The sequence below is a fragment of the Teredinibacter purpureus genome, from assembly GCF_014217335.1.
In the GTDB taxonomy this organism is placed as follows: domain Bacteria; phylum Pseudomonadota; class Gammaproteobacteria; order Pseudomonadales; family Cellvibrionaceae; genus Teredinibacter; species Teredinibacter purpureus.
This window is the reverse complement of the sequence record NZ_CP060092.1, coordinates 1,602,335-1,623,309: the sequence shown is the minus strand read 5'-3', so window position 1 is coordinate 1,623,309 and position 20,975 is coordinate 1,602,335. Positions and strand designations below refer to the sequence as shown.

Annotated in this window: 24 protein-coding genes; 11 read left to right on the top strand and 13 right to left on the bottom strand. The window is 45.5% G+C overall.

The features are described from left to right. Positions 1-12 precede the first annotated feature (12 nt). The 3 genes from H5647_RS07220 (at position 13) to H5647_RS07210 (ending at position 5,145) form a co-directional block, all read left to right on the top strand. Positions 13-2,319 (top strand): LemA family protein, encoded by a 2,307-nt coding sequence (locus H5647_RS07220; protein WP_052691918.1) that lies wholly within the window; start codon positions 13-15, stop codon positions 2,317-2,319. 351 nt (positions 2,320-2,670) lie between these two features. Next, positions 2,671-4,548, top strand: coding sequence for an IgGFc-binding protein (locus H5647_RS07215; protein ID WP_045857466.1), 1,878 nt, complete (start codon positions 2,671-2,673; stop codon positions 4,546-4,548). A gap of 18 nt (positions 4,549-4,566) precedes the next feature. After that, positions 4,567-5,145: a PEP-CTERM sorting domain-containing protein gene (locus H5647_RS07210; protein WP_045857464.1), complete on the top strand. Its 579-nt coding sequence runs from the start codon at positions 4,567-4,569 to the stop codon at positions 5,143-5,145. A gap of 134 nt (positions 5,146-5,279) precedes the next feature. Here H5647_RS07210 and tsaA read toward each other — a convergent pair whose 3' ends face one another. Then, the gene (tsaA, locus tag H5647_RS07205) at positions 5,280-6,011 is read right to left on the bottom strand and encodes a tRNA (N6-threonylcarbamoyladenosine(37)-N6)-methyltransferase TrmO (RefSeq protein ID WP_045857462.1); all 732 of its coding nucleotides are present in this window, start codon (positions 6,009-6,011) and stop codon (positions 5,280-5,282) included. A 147-nt stretch (positions 6,012-6,158) separates the two neighbouring features. On the opposite strand from tsaA, the gene H5647_RS07200 reads away from it, so the two are divergent. Beyond that, complete coding sequence (locus tag H5647_RS07200) at positions 6,159-6,941, top strand: DUF481 domain-containing protein (protein WP_052691917.1); 783 nt, start codon at positions 6,159-6,161, stop codon at positions 6,939-6,941. 125 nt (positions 6,942-7,066) lie between these two features. Here H5647_RS07200 and H5647_RS07195 read toward each other — a convergent pair whose 3' ends face one another. The 5 genes from H5647_RS07195 to H5647_RS07175 form a co-directional block, all read right to left on the bottom strand. Then, positions 7,067-8,071: a nucleoid-associated protein gene (locus tag H5647_RS07195; protein WP_045857460.1), complete on the bottom strand. Its 1,005-nt coding sequence runs from the start codon at positions 8,069-8,071 to the stop codon at positions 7,067-7,069. 12 nt (positions 8,072-8,083) lie between these two features. Then, entirely contained in the window at positions 8,084-8,380 is a 297-nt protein-coding gene (gene yccX, locus H5647_RS07190; RefSeq protein ID WP_045857458.1) for an acylphosphatase, read from the bottom strand. A gap of 740 nt (positions 8,381-9,120) precedes the next feature. Further along, the gene (locus H5647_RS07185) at positions 9,121-9,504 is read right to left on the bottom strand and encodes a DUF2141 domain-containing protein (RefSeq protein WP_082087163.1); all 384 of its coding nucleotides are present in this window, start codon (positions 9,502-9,504) and stop codon (positions 9,121-9,123) included. A gap of 136 nt (positions 9,505-9,640) precedes the next feature. After that, entirely contained in the window at positions 9,641-10,321 is a 681-nt protein-coding gene (locus H5647_RS07180) for a TVP38/TMEM64 family protein (RefSeq protein ID WP_045857454.1), read from the bottom strand. An 18-nt stretch (positions 10,322-10,339) separates the two neighbouring features. Then, positions 10,340-11,077, bottom strand: coding sequence for an SDR family oxidoreductase (locus tag H5647_RS07175; RefSeq protein WP_045857451.1), 738 nt, complete (start codon positions 11,075-11,077; stop codon positions 10,340-10,342). A 269-nt stretch (positions 11,078-11,346) separates the two neighbouring features. Here H5647_RS07175 and H5647_RS07170 point away from each other — a divergent pair, with 269 nt between their 5' ends. Beyond that, the gene (locus H5647_RS07170; protein ID WP_045857450.1) at positions 11,347-11,877 is read left to right on the top strand and encodes a Crp/Fnr family transcriptional regulator; all 531 of its coding nucleotides are present in this window, start codon (positions 11,347-11,349) and stop codon (positions 11,875-11,877) included. A 187-nt stretch (positions 11,878-12,064) separates the two neighbouring features. Here H5647_RS07170 and H5647_RS07165 read toward each other — a convergent pair whose 3' ends face one another. The 6 genes from H5647_RS07165 to H5647_RS07140 form a co-directional block, all read right to left on the bottom strand. Continuing rightward, positions 12,065-12,220, bottom strand: coding sequence for a hypothetical protein (locus tag H5647_RS07165; protein WP_162926316.1), 156 nt, complete (start codon positions 12,218-12,220; stop codon positions 12,065-12,067). 200 nt (positions 12,221-12,420) lie between these two features. After that, complete coding sequence (locus tag H5647_RS07160; RefSeq protein WP_045857447.1) at positions 12,421-12,807, bottom strand: DUF3224 domain-containing protein; 387 nt, start codon at positions 12,805-12,807, stop codon at positions 12,421-12,423. Between the two features lie 83 nt (positions 12,808-12,890). Then, positions 12,891-13,574, bottom strand: a complete 684-nt coding sequence (locus tag H5647_RS07155; RefSeq protein WP_045857445.1) for a glutathione S-transferase family protein — start codon at positions 13,572-13,574, stop codon at positions 12,891-12,893. A 166-nt stretch (positions 13,575-13,740) separates the two neighbouring features. Further along, on the bottom strand, positions 13,741-15,018 hold the full coding sequence (locus H5647_RS07150; RefSeq protein WP_045857443.1) for an inorganic phosphate transporter: 1,278 nt from the start codon (positions 15,016-15,018) through the stop codon (positions 13,741-13,743). 48 nt (positions 15,019-15,066) lie between these two features. Next, positions 15,067-15,747 (bottom strand): TIGR00153 family protein, encoded by a 681-nt coding sequence (locus H5647_RS07145; RefSeq protein WP_045857441.1) that lies wholly within the window; start codon positions 15,745-15,747, stop codon positions 15,067-15,069. Between the two features lie 400 nt (positions 15,748-16,147). Then, entirely contained in the window at positions 16,148-16,915 is a 768-nt protein-coding gene (locus H5647_RS07140) for a class I SAM-dependent methyltransferase (RefSeq protein WP_045857440.1), read from the bottom strand. 148 nt (positions 16,916-17,063) lie between these two features. Here H5647_RS07140 and H5647_RS07135 point away from each other — a divergent pair, with 148 nt between their 5' ends. After that, positions 17,064-17,573: a zinc ribbon-containing protein gene (locus H5647_RS07135; RefSeq protein WP_045857437.1), complete on the top strand. Its 510-nt coding sequence runs from the start codon at positions 17,064-17,066 to the stop codon at positions 17,571-17,573. A gap of 27 nt (positions 17,574-17,600) precedes the next feature. Here the strand turns inward: H5647_RS07135 and H5647_RS07130 are convergent, their stop codons facing one another. Beyond that, the gene (locus tag H5647_RS07130) at positions 17,601-17,828 is read right to left on the bottom strand and encodes a DUF3820 family protein (protein ID WP_045861180.1); all 228 of its coding nucleotides are present in this window, start codon (positions 17,826-17,828) and stop codon (positions 17,601-17,603) included. A gap of 244 nt (positions 17,829-18,072) precedes the next feature. Between H5647_RS07130 and hpf the strand changes: the two genes are divergently transcribed. From hpf to H5647_RS07105, 5 genes are all read left to right on the top strand, one after another. Next, complete coding sequence (hpf, locus tag H5647_RS07125) at positions 18,073-18,396, top strand: ribosome hibernation-promoting factor, HPF/YfiA family (protein WP_045857436.1); 324 nt, start codon at positions 18,073-18,075, stop codon at positions 18,394-18,396. A 64-nt stretch (positions 18,397-18,460) separates the two neighbouring features. Continuing rightward, a complete protein-coding gene (locus H5647_RS07120) occupies positions 18,461-18,721 on the top strand; it encodes a DUF4404 family protein (protein WP_045857433.1) in 261 nt (86 codons plus the stop codon). 99 nt (positions 18,722-18,820) lie between these two features. Next, positions 18,821-19,327: an acyl-CoA thioesterase gene (locus H5647_RS07115; protein ID WP_045861179.1), complete on the top strand. Its 507-nt coding sequence runs from the start codon at positions 18,821-18,823 to the stop codon at positions 19,325-19,327. 61 nt (positions 19,328-19,388) lie between these two features. Further along, positions 19,389-20,366 carry a protein-methionine-sulfoxide reductase catalytic subunit MsrP gene (gene msrP / locus H5647_RS07110; RefSeq protein ID WP_045857430.1) on the top strand — a complete coding sequence of 326 codons (978 nt, stop codon included), beginning with the start codon at positions 19,389-19,391 and terminating at the stop codon, positions 20,364-20,366. Next, positions 20,366-20,944 (top strand): protein-methionine-sulfoxide reductase heme-binding subunit MsrQ, encoded by a 579-nt coding sequence (locus H5647_RS07105; protein WP_045857429.1) that lies wholly within the window; start codon positions 20,366-20,368, stop codon positions 20,942-20,944. Before msrP ends, H5647_RS07105 begins: the two co-directional genes overlap by 1 nt. Positions 20,945-20,975: the final 31 nt, after the last annotated feature.

Here is a 20,975-nt window from a genome sequence, read left to right as displayed (position 1 = left end):
TCACATATTTTTATGGATATTGTTAAACGTATTTTGTCGCTCATAGGCGCAATTGGGTTGGCTTGCTTGGCTTTTTTTCTTGCCGAAAAAGCGTTCCAATCACTACTTGATTTTCGTATTCTAGAGCGTATCCCGCACAGCAGTATCATGGGCAGCACCCATGGTGAAGTACAATTACGCGGCGTGATCGAAGCTGGGCCCAGCACCGTAACGGCCCCACGGTCGATGAATAAAACAATCTATTATCGGTATTTAGAAGAAGAGGAATACCGCGATAGCGATGGCAACACCCAATGGAGGACTCTACGCGATGAAAGCAATGCTGCCGATTTTTATCTCCGTGATAACAGCAGTAGCGCTCTTATTATCGCCAACAGTAGCCTTCATTCTCTACACTGGACTGCGCCTCAAAAGTTAAGACAAACTAAGGGCGGTCGTCGATATACCGAATGGCGACTAGACGTCAATCAATGGGTAAGCCTTTTTGGATGGCTCGAACACAATGATAATAACGTTACCGTTAATTTTCAGACCTCCGGCGACTACATCCCCATTGTGTCAAGCGCAGGAGCAGCAGCAGAACGAAGTAATATGGGGTGGTGGGTAGTATTACTTCTAAGTGGCGCAATTAGCGCACTGGTGCTTATGTGCTTTTGCATTATTTACGCTCTTGCCATCCATAAGGTCATAATTTATCTCACACTCGTCAGCCTAAGCTGTACGACACTACTCTTACATTACGGGTGGAAGAGTGTAGAAAGTGATGTACAAAATGGTCACCAACGTTTTTTAAAACAACATTCCCGTGCGGGAGAGCTTATTCAAACAGTGGCAGCTCGCTATAATCTCTCGCTTAACGATAGTACCACCATCGATTTTGCTCAGGCGCCATTCTCCGCCGTCGCCGACATGGATCAACAACGTATTAATGGCTGGCAGCTCTCCCGCTATATTCTGCGAGAACGTTATCTCGAACAAATTAACACCTTTCCTGAAAGCCTCTACGCGCACACCCGACATTTAAACGCCCCTATTGCGGTGCCTTTATCACAAGAACAGCAAGCTCTGGCAGACACAGAACGCGCGCTCTATACCTCTACTCGCACGCCTCATAACCGTCTTCTTGATCTACTCGCGCTGGCCTTTACGCTGGGCACCGCGTGGCTTGCGTTTACCTTTATTCGCGTTAAGCGCATCCAAGAAAACTTGCCCACCAGTAAAACAACCGGCGTAACAGTAGGCTTAACAGAGGTGGTGGGGCAATTAAAAGCCCAACCGCAGGCCGAGACTCTGCGCGGGCCGCTCACCAATCAGCCTTGCTGTTGGTATCACTATACCGTTACGGAAAAACGCGGAAGCGGCAAAAATTCTCGCTGGGTAACGCTAGAAGATCGAATAGAAAAACAACCTTTCTACTGTACCGATAACGAGGGCGAGCTTCGTGTGTTTCCTAGTAACGCCGAGATTATTACAGAGCACCATACAACCCAACGCCGAGGCATAAAACGCTATTCAGAGAAACGTTTAAGCCCAAACGATACCTTGTACTTACTGGGGAAGGCCGTAACCGATAAAACCACCGGCAATACGTTGGTGCTTACCCACGAAAAAGGCTCACCTTTTATTATTAGCAACAAGCCCGAGAATACGGTAATGCTTATGAAGGCCGCCAAAGGTATGCTGGCGCTCAGTGCATCCGTCAGCCTTATGTTTTTAGCGCTATTAATGATAGCAGGCAGTAACGGACAGTTTTCGTCTTTAGATTTTTTGAATGCAGCTATGGCGGCGCCAATTTTTTTAGGGTGCGTCATGCTTATTATAATGTTCAACGATTTGATATTTCTTCGACAACGCTGTCACCGAGGCTGGGCTAACATTCAAATTAGCTTAAAAAAACGAGCAACACTTATTCCTCGACTCGAGAAAATTGCAACCACTCTACTTGCGCATGAAAAGGCGTTATTAACGCAAATTGCGACGCTACGAACCCAACGTAACCACCATTCATCCGCCACAGAAGTCGATGCGTATAGACGTAACGAGCACCAGTTGCTTTGCGATCTTTCGGTAATCTTCGAACAGTACCCCGACCTTAAAACCAACAACGCAATGCAAGACCTTCACAGGAGGATGGTCAAACTGGAAAACGAAATAGAAATGATGCGCAAAGGCTTCAACGATGCCGTACTACACTACAATACTCGCATTCAAAACTTTCCTGACTGTATACTTTCAACATTATTCCGTTTTAAACGGATAGGTACTCTTTCATTTGAGAGCAACTCAACCGTTACCCCAATCGTCGATATACACCACTAGGCACGGCTAACGTTTCGTTTTTCTATTCAAATTTTTACGTAAGTTGATTATTTTTACACATTATTCGCACCCTACGTAATTCACGCGCCACATATTCGCACTAATGGCGGATAAGGCATCGCTCCCAACCCAAACGCTAGTTTTAACTTGGTTTAAAACGCCAACGCGATTTTCTTCGTCGAACCGCTATACAGGCTTTAATTACGGCTAGGAAAAAATCCGACACAACAATTATAGAGATGTCATATACCCGCTAATTTAGCGTCTAAAACCTCATGGAATACTACTTGCTTTTCAGCAATGTCGAATGTCGACATTTTGTAAACAGCCCAATTCTATAAGGATATGATTATGGTTAACTGTTCTGTTTTATCGAGACAAAAAATATCGCGCAATGCGCTTCGCTATAGACTGCTCATCGCATTTATTCTCACTATTTTAACACCGTACACTTTCGCCGCGCTGGACAACAAAGGCACGGATTTCATTATGGCTTTCTTGCCAAACTACACAGGCGCATCAACGTTACAAGTTCATCTAACGGCAGACACCGTTACCGACGTTACAGTTGATTACCCAGTTAACAGCCCTACGTTTAACACGACGGTTACCGTTGTGCCGGGCGACGTGACCGTCGTCGACATACCATTATCGGCCAACATCTGGACATCTAATGCGGTTAGTAATAACGCCATTCGCGTTTACGCCGCAGAAGAGTTTGTATCCTATATGGTTAACCTTCGTGGTTTCACATCGGACGCTGCGCTAGCACTACCCATTGATACGATGAATACCCAATATATTGTCGCCAGTTATACGCCTAGCTTTTATGGTTCGCAGTTTACTGTGTATGCTGCTTACGACAACACGGAAGTTACCATTACACCCACTGCCGCTACCACAGGCCATCCGGCCGGCACACCCTATGCCGTCACGCTCAATACGGGCGAAGCCTATTTTCTAGTCACGCAAGGACGGGGTGCCGCAGCGGATCTTAGTGGGACACTCATAGAATCCAGCAAACCTGTTGGCGTGATTAACGGTGAACGCTGTACCAATGTTCCAAATAACATCAGTGCATGCGACCATATTTTTGAGGTCGCGCAGCCGGTACAGAGTTGGGGCACTAGCGCTCTGGTCGCAAACCTCCCTGATCGACCCGCTGGCTCGATTTATAGAATTTTTGCCTCCGAGGACAACACCGACATACTGCTCGACAATACCGTAATTGCCAGTGGAGTAGGGAAAGGAAAATTCCACGAAACCCCTTTCTTGGCAGGCGAACATAATTTTTCTTCTGATAAACCCATTTTCGTTGTGCAATATATGCCGGGACAATCGTCTACCGGTGCTACCACCGGCGACCCAGCAATGGGCAACATGATTCCACCGGAACAATATTTAAATGCTTACACATTCTCTACCGTCGGTGGCGCGCAGTTTGCGGAGCATTATTTAACGTTAATTGCACACAATGCCGATATTGGTTCTGTCACACTCGATGGCATCGCCATACCTTTCGAATTCTTTCGGTCTATACCAAGTAGCTTATATTCTGCGGCCGTTATTCAACTCTCGGAGGGTGTACACGAAACCTTTTCACCCAATGGACACGGCATCACTATAGAAGGCTATAACAGCTACGATTCCTATATTTACCCAGGCGGTGCGTTATTTCAGTTTATTAATCCTAAAGGCGACCCGTGGAATCCAATTTGTTCATTAACGCCAACCGCTACCGGCTACACGGGCGTTGCTACCGACAACCAACCCAGTGAAGATATTAATAACAACGATATTCTCGACCTCGGTGAAGACACCAACGCTAACGATACAATCGATGCTGATACTGGCATTTTCATAATTGAAGGCGTGTCACTTGTGAATGCAAGCGTAGTGGTCACACCCTTTACCCCCGGCGAGCCACAAGCGAATTATTCCATCAATATTCTTGACGCCAACCTTGCCGCTGCTGGCTCCATTGTCGCCACTGATGGCGCAGGCAATAGCTGTGAGGTAAATTTCGCCCAAGACGTTGAACCCATGCAATGTGATTTCGACGGAGACAATAATGTCGATAAGGACGATGTTCTTATTGTTAGAAGCGCACGCAATACCACCGCAGCACCTGGCGATGCGCGCGATATCGACGGCGATGGGACCATTACGCTCAATGATGCACGCGCATGTGTCACCTTATGCACACTCCCTCGTTGTGAATTACTGTAAACTTAAAAGGACTTAAACATGAAAAGAACAAACTTTTACGTATTATTATTGGCTCTAGCATTATTTTTCACGCACCACACTGCAAGCGCTGTTGTAATCGACATTACACCCGTCGAGCAAACCGTCACGCTGGGCGATTCGGTCTCCGTGGATATTTTTATCTCGGGTCTAACGGATAGCAATGCTCTTGGCGACTTTGATTTCGATTTGTTTTTCGATAGCAGTATTCTGGGTTTGACCAGCGTTAGCTTTGGTAACCAGCTCGGCGATAGCCTGCAAGACTCGTCATCAGGTAGCGGTTGGGCGAACCTTAATGAACTCTCGTGGGAAAGTGCATTAGATCTCGTTGCAAATCAGGCCAATAGCTTCTCCCTCGCAACCTTAACCTTTAATACGCTATCGATTGGCACTAGTGAGTTTTTTTTCGATACGATATGGGCACTGGGCGACCAGAATGGCGATTGGCTAGACGGAGATTTCAATAAAGGCTTAGTGAACGTCATTGACAGCACAACGCCCATACCCGAACCCAGCAGCCTATTACTCCTAGCTTTAGGTTTATTAGGGGTGAGCCTCCAACGACGCGCTCGGCGCTAACGCCTCACGTATAAAGTGGCTACATTGGGCGCTCTTGTTGTTGCCGAATGTAGCCAACCGTTTCCATCAATAAGTAACGTGGTACGACCTTTTTCATGCTTAAAGGCCGCTTAGACGTCACTTATCACAGTCCATCAAATCAATAACGGCACAAGCTCTAACACCTCAATACTCTCTACACTCCCCTCAACACAATACCGCCATTTTAAATTGAATTCATAAAGCTTCATACCGTACGTGCGCGCTTCATCCGTCTTCTGATACTGCGGACGTGGATCTTGCTCTAACACCTGCTCGATTAGCACGGCCAGATTATCGTACCCATTGGCCGCGTCTATTTGTGCTTTGGCTATTCCACTAAACCGTACGGCCATAACCGAGGGCGGCGCATCTGCCATTCGGTTTAGTGCCTCTGGTACGGAATCAACATACGGAACGTAGGGCTTAATATCTAAAATTGGCGTGCCTTCCAATAAGTCTGCACCGCTAATATAGAGTTGCACACCGTTTTTACCTTCAATTCTCTCTAGCCGAACCACAGATAACCCAATAGCAGAAGGTCGAACAGGCGACCGCGTTGCAAATACGCCCACCGATCGGTTTCCACCCAACCGAGGCGGCCGCACTTTAGGCCGCCAAGCATGATGTAAGCTTTTATGAAAAACGAACTGCAACCATATATGGCTACAATCACCAAGCCCTTCAAAAGCATCCAAAGTATTGTAGGGCGCAGCAATTTCGATAACCGCCTGGGCCGCGGAGGCAAGGCCTGGCTGGCGCGGTATCCCAAACTTTTCTTTAAAGCACGAATAAACAATCCCAATGACAGGAAAGCTTATTTTTTCACCAGTTGGATTGTTGCTCATATTTTCTGGATTAACTCCGTTAATTTCCACAGCTTTGCGATAATATTCCGGTCTAGCACTTGTTTTCTCGTGGTTCCGTGCCAAAATTTACAGTAAAATCGCCCACCAATTTCACCCGCCCCATTCTTATCGTGACAAGGATCTCCCATGAAATATTCAGCCACGCTACTGTTAGCGTGTATCGCCTATAATTGTATTGCCGAAGAAGAACCAAAAAGTATTTCTGCTGAAGCAGAATTAGGTGCTTTAACCACCTCAGGTAACACCCAGTCAAACGCATTCAAAGGCAAACTCGACATTACCCATGACCTCGACAAGTGGCTCAACAACTATGTTATAGAAGGCTTCTACAAAGAAAACGAAGTCGAAATCATGCTAGAAGACGAGATCCTTTCCGAAAACCAAGTCACCGCTGAAAAATATTTCATGTCGGCACAAAGCGATTACAAACTAAACGAAGAGCATAGAGGCCTATTTGTTTACGCCTCTTACGAAAACGATAAATTTAGTGGTTACGATTATCAAGGCACTCTCGCAGCCGGTTATTCAAACCGCCTATTCAAAACCGAAGCCACCAAATTAAACTACAGTATTGGTCCCGGTTTGGCCTATTCCAAAACCGAAAATTCCACCAATAATAACGGTGATTATCTACTGGGTAAAAGTGAAGAATCTCTGGTATTGCGTATCTCGGGAAACTTCCAATGGAAGCTAAGCGAGCATGCTAAATTCACACAAACACTGAGCAGTGATATAGCATTCGATTCAGCGAAAAACAGCAAAACGAAAGCAGAAACAGCCTTAACAGCAGCGCTAAACGGATCCTTTGCGCTTAAAGCCGGTTTCTCTATCTACAACAACTCCGTCGTATTAGATAACATCGAAAAAACCGATACACAAACGTCGTTAACGCTTGTCTATACCTATTAGATAAAAAACCACGATTAAAACGTGAGTTACCCATCATAAAACTAGAAAAGGCCGCAGTATAATGCGGCCTTTTCTATTAGTTGAATAATGTTAACTGCACGGATTCCATCGCAAGGTCGATCGCTTTACGCGTCTCTCATATGTTTCATTAATCGCGATTTTAACGCCGATGGAATTTTACGTATAGTCAAGCTATCAGTTTCCGCGTCATAAACAACCGTTTCACCCAAACAACCCGAAGCAAAACTCATACTAATAAGCTCATCTCTTCCACTAATTCGCACATAGTTTTTAACCTGCCCTCTATCCGGTATGAATTGCTGCTTTATTTCGGGATTAAAAACGTTCATTTTTTCCTGAAATTCCTTGGGCGCCGTTTGGTTCATATGTTCGGATAAATCCGTAAGGGCAACGGCCTGGCCTCTTTTATCTTGCTCTAAACAATATTCAACAATTTTATTGCGTGTAACCGGAATTTCGTCTTCAGGCAGTTTTTCCACATACTGCTCAACGGCCTCCAAAAACTGCTCTGTATCGGCCTTTGTGTCTATTTTATCGGTGAAACCAATAACATCTAATAACGCATCTGAAATTTCCTTTTCACCGCGCCACGCAATAACGCCCAAGTAATGCTGCGAGTGTGCGTTCTCCCAATCGTCGAGGTTAATTTTGACTCCCCAAGCAATATTAGCTGTATCGAGCATCACAAGGTCGTTGAAGTTGAGTTCACCATCTAACGCTGACACTTGATTTTGATGAACCCAAAAACAATAAAGACCGGAGCCAACCTCTAGCTGCTCTTGTGCGATAAAAAAATGACCTTCAAGCGCAAACTCACCAGAATCGAAAACTGTTTTAAGCTGTTTTAATAACAACTCAGAGAAGCGCGCAAAATCGATTTTTTCTTCGTTCAGCTCTCGTAGCCAGCTTGATAGGGGAAACTGGCCAATATCTTCAGAAAATCGACCGTATTGTTTCCCTAAACGCTTTAAATACGACTGTTTAAGTTCTCGAAAAACTTCTTCTATTTTCCCATTTAACGTAAAAACGCTTTCCCGGCAATGAACGTGACTCGGTTCAGTGGGCGACAATCGTTGAACCCTGTGGGCGATAAAATGTGTTAAAGGCATAATTGTGTCTAATTAATATGATATAAAAAATTCTGGCGGAAGTTGGCTGACTCGTTTCGCTTGTAGAAGGTCGCTTAAGCTTAAATTTTGACTTTCTAGGCTATCAACACGGGCAAGCTTTGGGCCACGAGCAAGCCATTGTTCAAGCGCTTCGATAGCATGAGTATCGCCACACGCGACAACCTCTACCGAGCCATCATCACAATTATTCACCCACCCCTGTAAACCTAACGTTTGCGCCGTAACCTGTGTTTTAGCGCGAAAAAAAACACCCTGCACTCTACCCCTAATTTTATAGAAACGTGTCACTTTGGCTCCACCCTTTAACGGCTCCCGCTTCGCGCAGGAATTTAGTGATTGGCTAATTCAACCGTAAGGCGCTAAGCGCAATTCAGGGGTATAAGCCAACACTCACCTTTCAATAGCACTGCAGGCCTGATAGGCCAACAATACGAGCGTAGATAAAATGAAACCATTCATTAAAGTGGGGAGAGAAGTAACGATGGCATCTTAAGACTTTAACCAACAGCGCCCCTAACCGCCGATATCAGACGAAAAGGCTGGCAACCCACCGTGTACCGAGACGCCCCCAAGAGATGCTCGTGAGGAGCAGTATGCCGGAATCAGGCCTTCTGGCCAAGCCTGCTCGCCGGAATGAGCAACATTTTCGCACGTGTGAACACCGCAATATGAACACGATAGCGAGGGTCTTTGTACAGTAGCGAATGAGTAAGGAAAACACCCGAATATGGGTGGGCTTACGTAGCAACTTTACGTATTTTAACGGCAGATGCTACCAACAGAAAGACATATCGCATACATAAGAAAGAAAAGGAATGGGCACGGAAGAGATGCAAAGCTCGAGTGTCGTATAGCTAGTGATACAACACTCGTCACGACGAATAGCCCTTTTTTTACTCGCTGGCCACTACAACCACAAGGAAAAAGAGCTTGCCTACTCGCCATTTCGTCGAGCGAGAATATATAAACCTACTACCTGCAAGTAACAGCCTTCGGTTACAAGTATCCGCAATTATTTGGCACGAGCTCTATGGATGGCGGTACCGCAATGGTATCGATATTTTACCGCTAGCAGGTGACGTCATTTTCGCCGATTTGAATGATGGCGGCCCAAGACGAATTTTTGCCCCAGAAGAAAACCCAAGCCCTTCAGCGGGGATAATACCCGTCCAGTTCTTGGTTACCGTACCACTGTCATCTTCGTCATGATGTACTTTTATCGCGAACTCACGCGCCTTTGGAACCGAAATAGTCAGTGTATGTGTCGATGTTTCCGCTGCAAATACATAACGTGTTACGGCTTTAGCGTGTTCTTTCGGGAAACCTTCTTCTCCAAAAACAAAAACAACAACATTGCCGTGACGAGACGAATCAATATTATCGACCTTTAATGACACATCGGTTTTATCCATAGCATGGACCTCGAAAATGGAACAAAAAAATAGTAAGGAAATTACGTGTAAACGAAACATAAACTCGCTCTCCAAAGTGTTGCGTAGATACCAGCACACCATTGGCGCCGATCTCTTGTGCTTATGGCTATCCGCGTTAAGCGGATGTAATGTCGTTATTGACCGGCTTTGAATTGTTTGTGATCTTTAGAAAAAAGAACCACACCAACCACAACCCACCAGAAACAATGATGGCCGTTAGTATCGCGGGTTTCGGGTTACTCAGTGTACTAATGGATCCCGCGTAGGACGCGATAAACGCGTAGGGAACCGTGCCGATGGAAAAATAAAGAATAAAACGAATAAATGGCATTTTGGTTGCGCCAGAAAGACAACAACAAAGCTCTGGCAATATGGGTGCTGCGCGACAAATCAACAAAACGAAAGCGCCGTGACGCCCGAATATTGTGCGCATTTCCGACAGTTTTTGTTCGTCTTTATAAATACGATAGAGTAGGCTGGGCCCAAATTTTCGGCTAATAATATAACCGGTAGTTGCAGCGAACATCATCCCAATCAAAGCACTTACCCCCCCAACTACAGCGCCCAAAAAATAGCCCGACAACAAGGTTACGGTCATTGTTGGAACGGCTATAAATAAATCAGCAAAAAGAATGGCTATCACTAACGCCGCAACGTATAACGGATTAATGTCAGACGCTGACTGCAGAAAATATTCAATATCATCTACCGTTAGAACCCCACTCAATTTAAGTATTAAAAATGTCGACGCGAAAATACACGCCAATACGGCAGCAACCGTTAATAAGGGTTTCATCTTTTCTCCTTTCGATCATTAAGCTGATTTCATGATTGACGTTAACAGTCGGGGGCTCAAGCGGTGAACAATGGGCATCATCTTGACTTTTCCTATTAACATTTCTTCCTTCCCCCGCTCAACGCCTTTTATAATGGCGCTTGCCGCTTTTTCCGCACTTATTTTTCCGCTGCCTCGGCCTTCCGTCATAGGGGTGTCCACAACCGGCAGAACGGCTTCAAATACTTTTACCCGCGTAGATTCTAACTGATAACGAAAACTCTTTGAAAAACTGTGTAACCCAGCTTTAGTGGCACAATACACCGCAGAGTTCGTTTTGGGCATTATGGCCAACCCAGAGGTCACGTTAATAAATGCCGCGCCCTCCTTTCTTGCGACCATCCCCTTCAGCAATACCGAACATATCCATATTGGCGCCATAAGATTAACCGTGATCTCTTCTTCTATAGTGTCAAAGCAAAAGTTTTCGTCCGTAAACTTAGGCGTGCGCTGTATCGCCGCATTATTAAAGACTACCGACACATCGGGATACCTTTCGGCAAGTTCCTTAAGTAACGTAAGCGTACTGGCTTTATTGGATAGATCACAGGTATACCCATGAACATTGTCATACTCAATTTCCAGTCTCTCGAGTTCTGTGGTGTTCCGTCCCAAAACGATTATTTGGCTGTTACAGTCCACGAGTTTTTCGAGTAGAATCCGACCTATTCCAGATGTTCCACCCGTTAATAAAATGGTTCTTTTTTCCAAGATCATCGTTATTCCGTTCCTTTCTGAAGAAAACTACATGCCTTTAAAACGACAAGTTTAAATTGCGCCGGCAGCACTCTACGTTTTTGACGTTAGAAAACCGCTTATTGGCACGTATAACACCCCAAAATTCACGTTAGTGCCTCACCTCAGATAACGGATTATTGTATTTTTCATTCGCACCTGTAGTGACGAGATGATTATCAGCACGTGACGGCACTGTACCTTTAGGCTTTGTTTAGTTCATTAACCCAAGTTAATTGTGGAGAATGTAGTTGTTTGATAAATATAGAGAGTACGGAACGAGAATAGGCATTCACAAAGGTGAGTATCTATTTGAGCAAGGCAAAGTGGTGGATAACCTTTATGTTATCGAGAGCGGATTACTCAAGGCGTGTTACATTACGAACGAGGGAAAAGAATATATAAAATCTTTCGTTACTGAAGGAAGTTTCATAAGCTGCGCACAATCTCTGCTGCACGATCAGCCCAGTACATTTAGTGTGCTGAGTCTGGAAGATTGTACATTGTTTAAAATCCACCAATCGACACTTAAAACACTAAGGGATACAGATCCAAAATTTTCGGAAGATGTGCAAGGGCTTCTTCTACAGCTCACCATGAAAAAAGAACGCAGAGAGTACGAGCTTTTATGTCTTTCTGCGGAGGAACGTTATCGCCTTTTTCGGACACGTCAACCCGAACTGGAAAAACGCTTATCTCAAAGTGACGTTGCGCGCTATCTCGGAATTACACCAGTAGGCCTCAGCAGAATTCGAAAACGCTGCAACACCTCAACCGACTAGCCTGTGGCGTAAAAAAAACTATAAATAACGCGGTGAGCCATTTAACGCCCGTGATAGAAGCCCAAACAAAACACCTATGGGCGTGTAAAATATTCTGTACAGGAACGTTCGAAAGGGTGCTTCACTGATTAACGCCCCTTCAATTTTGACTCGAAATAAAATGGTTAGACGCTCTTTAGGCTGGCGTTTACGGCAGTACCACCACCTCTATTTCAAGAAAGCTATTTTCACTCCATAGCCGTTCCGCTTCGACCCAGTTAGAGGAAGGGTATTGATTATTGACATAAAGTTTTCGCGTTGGAATAGCCGCTTTTAGCTTTTCTATATCCGTAGTGAATATCACCTCTAATTAGGTGGCCAGATATAGTGCGCCACTGCATATAGCGTGTCATTGACTTTGACGACTTGCGTATAGCCAAACTCTTTTTCCCATGCATAGTAGTATTTTTTTCGTTTACGTAACTTGCCTTGGAGCAGCCCACTAACGTAATAACACACAGAAAGATCAACGTTACGCTTAAAATTTTAACCCTTTTATATCCGTTAAGACATTATTATAACGTAATCGGCTTTACCGCCCGCCGTAGAGGTAAAGTAGCCATGCCCAGTGTAACCCTCACATGCAGCTTTTCCTGACCCAGCCACAATTTTAAACTGACTTTTTGCCACTCCGCTTTTAAATTCTCCATCATGCTGCAAGACTACACTTCCCGCCGTACCGTTTATGTGTATTTCAAGTGTTTCGTAACCAACAAAAAGTGCGTACTGTTCGTTTTGGTACTGCATAAGGTACGTCAATGTAGAGGCGCCTTCAGCTTCTCCAGAGTATTGCTGTGTAACGTTCGCTTGCGTTAATTTACACCCGTTCTCACCGTCGCTGAGAGCTGTTTCGTCCCAACCTGTAATCTGAAATTCACCCTTATACTCCATACTTAACCTCTTTCAACACCACGTTAACAGTTATTATTACCCTAGGTTTTCACTTAGCTATCACGCTATACGAACCACTAGATTTAATTACAAATAGAATACTGGCCACCATTGGCAACTTCGTCATTATCAATCACAGCGGTTTCCAGAACACCTGCAGCCATCCACGCTTGAATACACGGCTGAGTTAAAACAGTTTGCACGTACCCCCGTTCCTCCGTATTTAACTCAATATTGTACCCGTGAAAACGTAATACGACGGGCGCAAACATCGCGTCAGCGATTGAGAACTCACCGAACAACCACTCACCTTTACTCCCATATTGCCGGCGGCACTTCGCCCACAAGTATTTGATGCGCACAATATCAGCTTGTAGGGTAGGGGATATATTTTTGATGGTATATTGCTTACGGCAGTTCATAGGAAGGGCATCCCGTAAGCTTTGGAAACTTGAGTGCATTTCGTAGCTAATGGATCTCGCCAATGCACGGGCATTAACATCAACAGGCCAACCTTTACCCCCTAAATACATCTCGGATAAAGTTTCCAAAATGGCTAACGAATCCCAAACAATACCTTCATCTAGCGTTAAAACAGGCACTTTAGCATTGGAACCGTAGGGCTCTAGTGCCTGTGCAGTAGAAGCAGTAAACAGCTGTACGTTTACCTCTTTAAACGGTATTTGATGGTACCGCAGAAAAAACCAAGGCCTCAACGACCACGATGAATAATTTTTATTCCCTATTACAAGAGTTAGATCTGGCATTATCTCCCCCGAGGCGTTTATCCAAATACAGACTCAAATAGTAACACCCATTGCGGCGAGCGTTACGCGGACTCTTTCTAGCTTCCACAAAAAAAGCGCCACTGAAATAAAACAATGGCGCTTCTCAAAAAATTCAATTATACAAATGGTTTATTACACCGTGCTATTAAGCTCCAAAGATCCATTTGAAACTATAAAAGAAGATTATCGCCAAGCCAGCACCTGCTGGTAAGGTAATGACCCAGGACATAAAGATGGAGCCAATCACACCGAGATTAAGTGCGCCAATACCACGTGCCAAGCCAACGCCCAATACTGCACCCACAAGTGTGTGGGTCGTCGAAATAGGCAGGCCCATTCCTGATGCAAAGACTACCGTACCCGCAGCGCCTAGTTCGGCAGCGAAGCCACGGCTTGGAGTTAATTCTGTAATCTTTCGTCCAATTGTGGCGATGACTTTATACCCATAAGTTGCTAATCCCACGACAATCCCGAGACCACCTAAGAGCAGCACCCAGCCGGGCATCGCCGAGCTGGTTTCAACAGCACCCGATTTAATCACCCCAACAATCGCGGCCAATGGCCCAACCGCATTCGCAACATCATTGGAACCGTGCGCGAACGCCATAGAGCAAGCGGTAAAGATCATTAAAACAGCGAACACTTTTTCTACATGTTCAAAACGATTATCGGGGTCAACCTCACCGCTAGTGTCAACTCGGCGAAGCAAATAAAGCCCAAACGCAGACACAATTAAGCCCAGTATTACGGCAATACCAATATTTTCGAGGTAGCTCAATTGCATTCCTGTATCTTTCAATACATGTTTTAGCCCTTTAAGCATGGTCACCATGGCGATTAGAAAGCCAACTAAAAACATGTAGATAGGAATGTATTTGCGCGCAGCGGCTTCCGGGTTAGGTGAGCCAAAAATTAGCCACTGCACACTTTTAAAGAGAAGAAAGGATAGAGTACCCGCTAAAACGGGGGATACGACCCAGCTCGCGACAATAGTTCCCACTTTCCCCCACTCCACGATGTCACTAGAAATACCCACAGCAGCAAAACCAATAATGGCGCCCACAATAGAGTGAGTAGTGGATACAGGCCACCCGAGAATACTCGCTATGACCAGCCATACTCCTGCGGCCAATAATGCGCTTAACATGCCGAAGACCAACAGATGAGGCGAGCCTTCCATTACGGCAGGGTCAATAATGCCTTTACGAACCGTGGAGGTTACTTCCCCCCCCGCCAGATAAGCGCCCAAAAACTCAAATATCATTGCGATAAATATCGCTTGCTTAATTGTCAGTGCGCCTGAGCCTACGGAAGTACCCATAGCGTTTGCAACATCATTTGCACCCACGCCCCAGGCCATAAAAACACAAAATATACAGCCCATAACAAGCAAAATGGTGCCGTAATCAGACAAGATCGACATGTGGATAGAACCTCACGAATAGTTAAATCAGAATGCGTAAGTGCCGAATTAGCGAGCGAGCAATTGCAGTAGCCGTTGGCCTGTTTTCTGCGCTCGATCAGCGAGATCGCCGATTTCTTCGATAATACGGTAAAAGAAGATGACATCCACGGGCGGCAACTCAGCTTCAAGCTTAAATAACCCCGCACGAATATCGATTTGCTGGTGATCGGTGGCCTGCTCTAAGTCGTTGAGCACGCTTACCATATTTTCGACAACATCCAGTTCGCGGCCACCAAAGCCGGTTTCGAGTAACTCGTCCATTTCGTTGATAGCTTTATGGGCCTGTAACACGGTTGCAATACCACCCTTTAAAAACTGGCGAACAGCATCTTGGAGAGGCACAGGTATAACCATTTTACGCCCCAACATTAGACCTGATATATCTTTGCAGCGGTTGGCAATTTTATCCTGCTTGGTCAGTAAATCGAGAAGATCAGACCGAGGAACAGGAAGAAAGAGATTCTTAGGAAGATGTAAGCGAATTTGCTTTTTCAGCTCGTCCCCTTTTTCCTCCAATGCCGATATTCGGTCATAAGCTGCGCTAGCGCCAGCCCAGTCAGTCAGAATGCTCGCTTCATAGAAGGCCAGCAGTTCTTTAGACGCGTCGGTAACAACCGACATATGCTCTTCCATAGGCTTGATGGGAGAGCGGCCAAACATTTCAGTTAAAGGGTTTTTAATTTTCATCGACATCTCCCGCTAGTGACATGCGACCCAGTGACCGCGGGTCGCATGTTACACATATATTCCAGATTTGTGACAATAAATATTGATCGATAACAGAGAATAGATGATTCTAGGGGGAAACCGACCAAATTATTAGCCCGCCAGTTTGCGGATAAAAATCCCATTCACTCAAAATAGCCAGAACGGAGAAATCCCCCCTTAAACATTTTTTAGAAAAATACCTAGAGATGGTCGATGACTCATACCCAAATAGCTAAACGCGCGGTTTGAGGCGGCGAAGAAAGAGCAAAAGAAGTGACGGGACATATTTCAGCCCTTGGGCGCCTGAGGCTCTCACCCAAAAGCCAAGTGATAGCGCGCTCACCAAGTGAAAACGCGCTTTTTTTGAACAAAAAGTACCTTACTTCGACACTTTTTTAAACTTCAACGTCCATCGATCGGTTTTACCGGTGACGTCTTTGTGGCCCACTTCATACTCTAAGGCATCAACAGGCTGGTAGTGCAGATCCGAAAAATCCACCAGTTCAAACCCTGCGGCCTGAATCTCTTTGATTGCAAGAACAGGGTCAAATCGACGACCATTCTCACCATTGAGAGGTTCCAAATGACGGCGGGTGTGGTCCACAACACCGTAAATTCCGCCCTCTTTCAGCATTTTATAAGCCTCGTCGTTCATACGCTGACGGCTCTGCTCATCAAAATTATGGTAGTTGCGGAACGTTAATACCATATCAACGTTAGTAACACCGGTCGCAACGTTTTCCAATGCATAAAAGCGTTCTCCTTCAGGCTTATGGAGCTTGCTCTCCGGCGCCAATAAGGTCACCTTGGTGAAATCTGGCTGCTGCAGTAAATCGCCCATCCAGCCCGCACCGTAGGCCACGTACAACTTGCCATTGTCGCGTAAAACTGGTGCCAACAGGCGTGTATACCAACCTCCTCCAGGAATCAGCTCGACAACTTTCATTGAGTCATTTAGGCCAAAAAATTCAAGTGTTTCTAATGGCTTACGGTTCGCATCTCGAACCACGTGCTTTTCCGGACGATTGCTGTCGCTCATGGCAGCGTTGACCTTAACGGCCACTGATGTGTCGCTACCCGCCAGCGCCTGCGCCCCGAATATGAGGGCTGAAGCTGTACCTATAGTCACTAATAACTTTCGTACCATAACGATCTCTCCTTATTTGAATTGTGTTCGAAACCAACCGTCATACTAATACGCTTTAGGTTAAGGAATGGAGGTTTTCTTAAGCTACACTTAAATAATCCTCTAGGGAGCTTCTAGGGGCGCCCACTTCAAGTACGAGCCTCCAGCAATGACCAATAATGACGACAGTAAACTTGCCCACACCTACGAAAAAATGGCGGCAAAAGCGCGCGAGCTATTTACTGAATCAGGTGAAAAAACGCTGGCATCCTTAGAGAAAGCACTTGAGAAAGCACGCGATCATTTTGTGGCAATAGGCGACATCACGCACAACGAAAGTTCACATTTAAAATTTTACCTGCGACGCGATCTTGAGCAATCAGCTAAACATTTTCACTCCCTTAGCGAGCAAGCGAAAAAGCAGCTTAAAAAAGACAACCTACAAGCGGGTTTTCTCGATTTAACTGCTGCACTCTCGCATGGCGCTAGTGATATGTTTAGTAAGCTCGCGGAATGGGCCGAATCGGGTTCAAGCTACCACACGGGGCAGGTAACGGTAGCCGGTGTATTGCGGTGCCGCGCGTGTGACAAAGAGATGCACTTCAAAAAAACCGGTAGTATCCCGCCCTGCCCAGGCTGTCGCGGTACTGATTTTGTGCGGGTGAGTAGCGAGACCTAAACATTCTTCGGCGCAAAGAAAAACGGGCTAATGGATGCTGGGGTAACGGCGCAACGGATCAAGAATGGCCTCCTGGCCATTGATACGAATTTCCAGCGCATAAGATAAAAGTTCGCCTAATTCACCTGAGGGGAAGCCTTTTTTAGAAAACCATAAAAGGTATTCTTCTGGCAGGTCAATTAATACTCGACCTTGATAGCGGCCAAAAGGCATTTTCATATTGGCAAGTTTAATAAGGTGCGTTTTTTCTAACATCGTAGCGGCACTGGATGAGCTATAAAGTGGGCGCAAATAATGCATGAGCAAACGGGTACATTCAAGTGATATACCTTGATTGCAGGCTCTAATAGAAAAAAAGTGCTCACAACGGCTCATCTACATGACACTGGTGCTTGAAATTCCTTGCACAACCCCATAAGTTAGAAACAGTAGCGACATAAACCGCTGCATCCCCGAGTGCCTTCCCCGGCATTCAAGAATCACAATAGGAAAAGGTTTTATGCAAATTAACATTGCTGGTCGTCATGTAGAAATAACCGAAGGCATTCGCCAATCTGTTAACACTAAATTCGCTAAAGTACAAAGCCACTTCCCTCAATTAGACGCCTTATCCGTCATCCTAACGGTCGAAAAGCACGAGCAGAAAGTTGAAGCCAATACGCATTTTTTAGGCACGACAGTATCGGTACATTCAACCAATGAGCAGCTCTATAGCGCCATTGCTGATTCTGCAAAAAAACTCGAGGCAGCGCTTTCGCATCGCAAAGGAACCGTAAAGGCTAACCTGCACGAAAAACCCCCTATCGCAGAAGAAGAAGAGTAAGCCCCTAAGCGGAGGGCCAAGACCCTCCGCATACACATCACCACCATCCTACGAGGCATGTGCAATGACGGACGAAAGTAAGCTCAAGTCACTCGCCCAACAACTCATTCATGAATTAAAACAAGCCAACACCCCCGATACGAAAGCCCTAGAACTACTGCGAGACCTAGATTCCAACCTGCAAGATGTGGTAGAACGCACCCGCGCCAGTAATGAAATCGTTGATTTGCTGACGAACCTCGAATCTCGTTTTGCGGTAAGCCATCCTGTTGCTGAGCGTACACTTCGCGATTTGATCGACGTGCTCAATAAAATGGGCATATAACCCACTACTTGCAGCCGCAAGTAACATCAAAGTTGAAACGCCCACGTGACCGAACAATTCCGATTTGTATCAGACTCTCAAGTAATTCTTAAAGAACTAATGGTTCCCTCGTACGCCAATTTCGGCGGAAAAGTACACGGTGGTATTATTCTGTCGCTCATGGACAAAATTGCCTACACCTGTGCGGCTAGCCACGCTAGGCTCTATTGTGTAACAGCCTCTGTAGATTCCGTTAACTTTCTAAACCCTGTTGAAGTCGGTGAATTGCTTACGCTTTATGCCTCAGTCAATTATGTCGGCCGCTCGTCGATGGAGGTGGGTATACGCGTAGAATCAGAAGACTTTAAGCAAGGGGTTTGCAAGCATACCAACACATCTTATTTCAGCATGGTGGCGCTCGATGAAGAAACCCGCAAACCCGTTGAAATCCCGGGGCTAGCGCTGCAAAGCGAAACAGAAATTCGACGTTTTATCACCGGAAAATTTCGTAAGCAAGCAAAACGCCGATACGCAGAAGAGTTTACAAAGATGGGTAACGAACTTGATTTTGCCGCTGAAGCATTACGGCTAACGCAAGATAACTGCAAAATTAAATTCCCCGATTAATGAACTTTGCGCCAGCTGGGATTTCTATACACAACCTGAACATTGCTTTCGAGAATCTCTCATGACAAAGCCCCGCTGGCCGCTTATAACGTCTGCACACCGATACGGTTTAACTGAAAATGATGTCACCCACGAAAGCCTTTACCAATCGCGGCGACAATTCATTCGTAACAGCGGGCTGAGCGGTCTGGCGCTAGCGGGCTATCTTCCTCATGTTGCACAAGCAAAAGTATCCGATTTACAACAAAAATTAAAGCTTGCTAAACGCACTCGCGCTCACACCGAATCACTAACGCCTTTAGGTGACGTAACACAGTACAATAATTTTTATGAGTTAGGTACAGCCAAAACCGACCCGTATGAAAATGCGAGTGCGCTGCAAACAGAACCTTGGTCAATCACTGTCGAAGGCGAATGTGCAAAACCAGGCCAGTATGCACTTGAGACACTGTTAGCCCCGCACGCACTGGAAGAACGTATCTATAAATTACGCTGCGTAGAAGCTTGGTCGATGATTATTCCATGGACAGGCTTTACCTTAGCCGACTTACTTAAACGTTTCGAGCCTACGAGTGACGCAAAATACGTTGCGTTCGAGACGGTTTATCACAAAGACCGCCCTCTTCCAGGGCAAAAACGCCGTACTATAGAGTGGCCTTACCGTGAAGGTTTGCGCATGGACGAGGCTATGCACCCGTTAACGTTTATGGCGGTAGGGCTCTACGGCAAGCCGCTACCCAACCAAAACGGCGCCCCTATTCGCTTGGTTGTTCCTTGGAAATATGGCTTTAAGAGTATTAAATCTATAACCGCCATTCGCTTCACTAAAACAGAACCGAAAACTAGCTGGAATATGATCGCACCTAAAGAGTATGGGTTTTATTCCAACGTAAACCCTACCGTTAACCACCCTCGCTGGAGCCAAAAACGAGAAAGGCGTATTGGCGAATACTTCAAAGTTGACACTGAAATATTTAATGGCTATGCGGAAGAGGTTGCGGGCCTCTACAAAGACATGAATTTAAAGACTTACTTTTAATGCTAAAAAAAAACTCGCTCTTAAAACTACTTGTTTTTACTCTATTACTGCTGCCTATAATTGTATTAACAGCGCAGTTTTTTCAACATCGCTTAGGTGCAAACCCCGTTGAAACACTTACCCACGAAACGGGAAAGTGGGCGCTGGTATGCTTATTATTAAGCCTTAGTGCAAGCCCCCTTAAAGCAGCTTTTGGCTGGAAAAAAATTATGCAGTTTCGGCGCATGCTGGGGCTTTATTCTTTTTTTTACGCTAGTTTACATTTCGCTATTTACTGGGTTTTCGATCAATCCCTTTCATTCGCCTATGTATGGGAAGACATTCTCGACCGCCCTTACATCACGCTGGGCTTTTCCGCTTGGCTATTGCTCATCCCCCTCACCATAACATCTACCCAATCACTCCGTCGCAAGCTCGGCCGCCGCTGGCTGCAATTACATAAACTCGTCTACCTCATCGGTTTGTTGGTAATTGCGCACTTTATCTGGCTCATTCGTGCCGATTATACCGAAGCAATTTTGTATTCAGCGTGGTTATTTATCGTCTATGCACAACGCATAATACATTCCAACCGCTAATAATTTATTGTCTATTAGTTTGATTTATCCC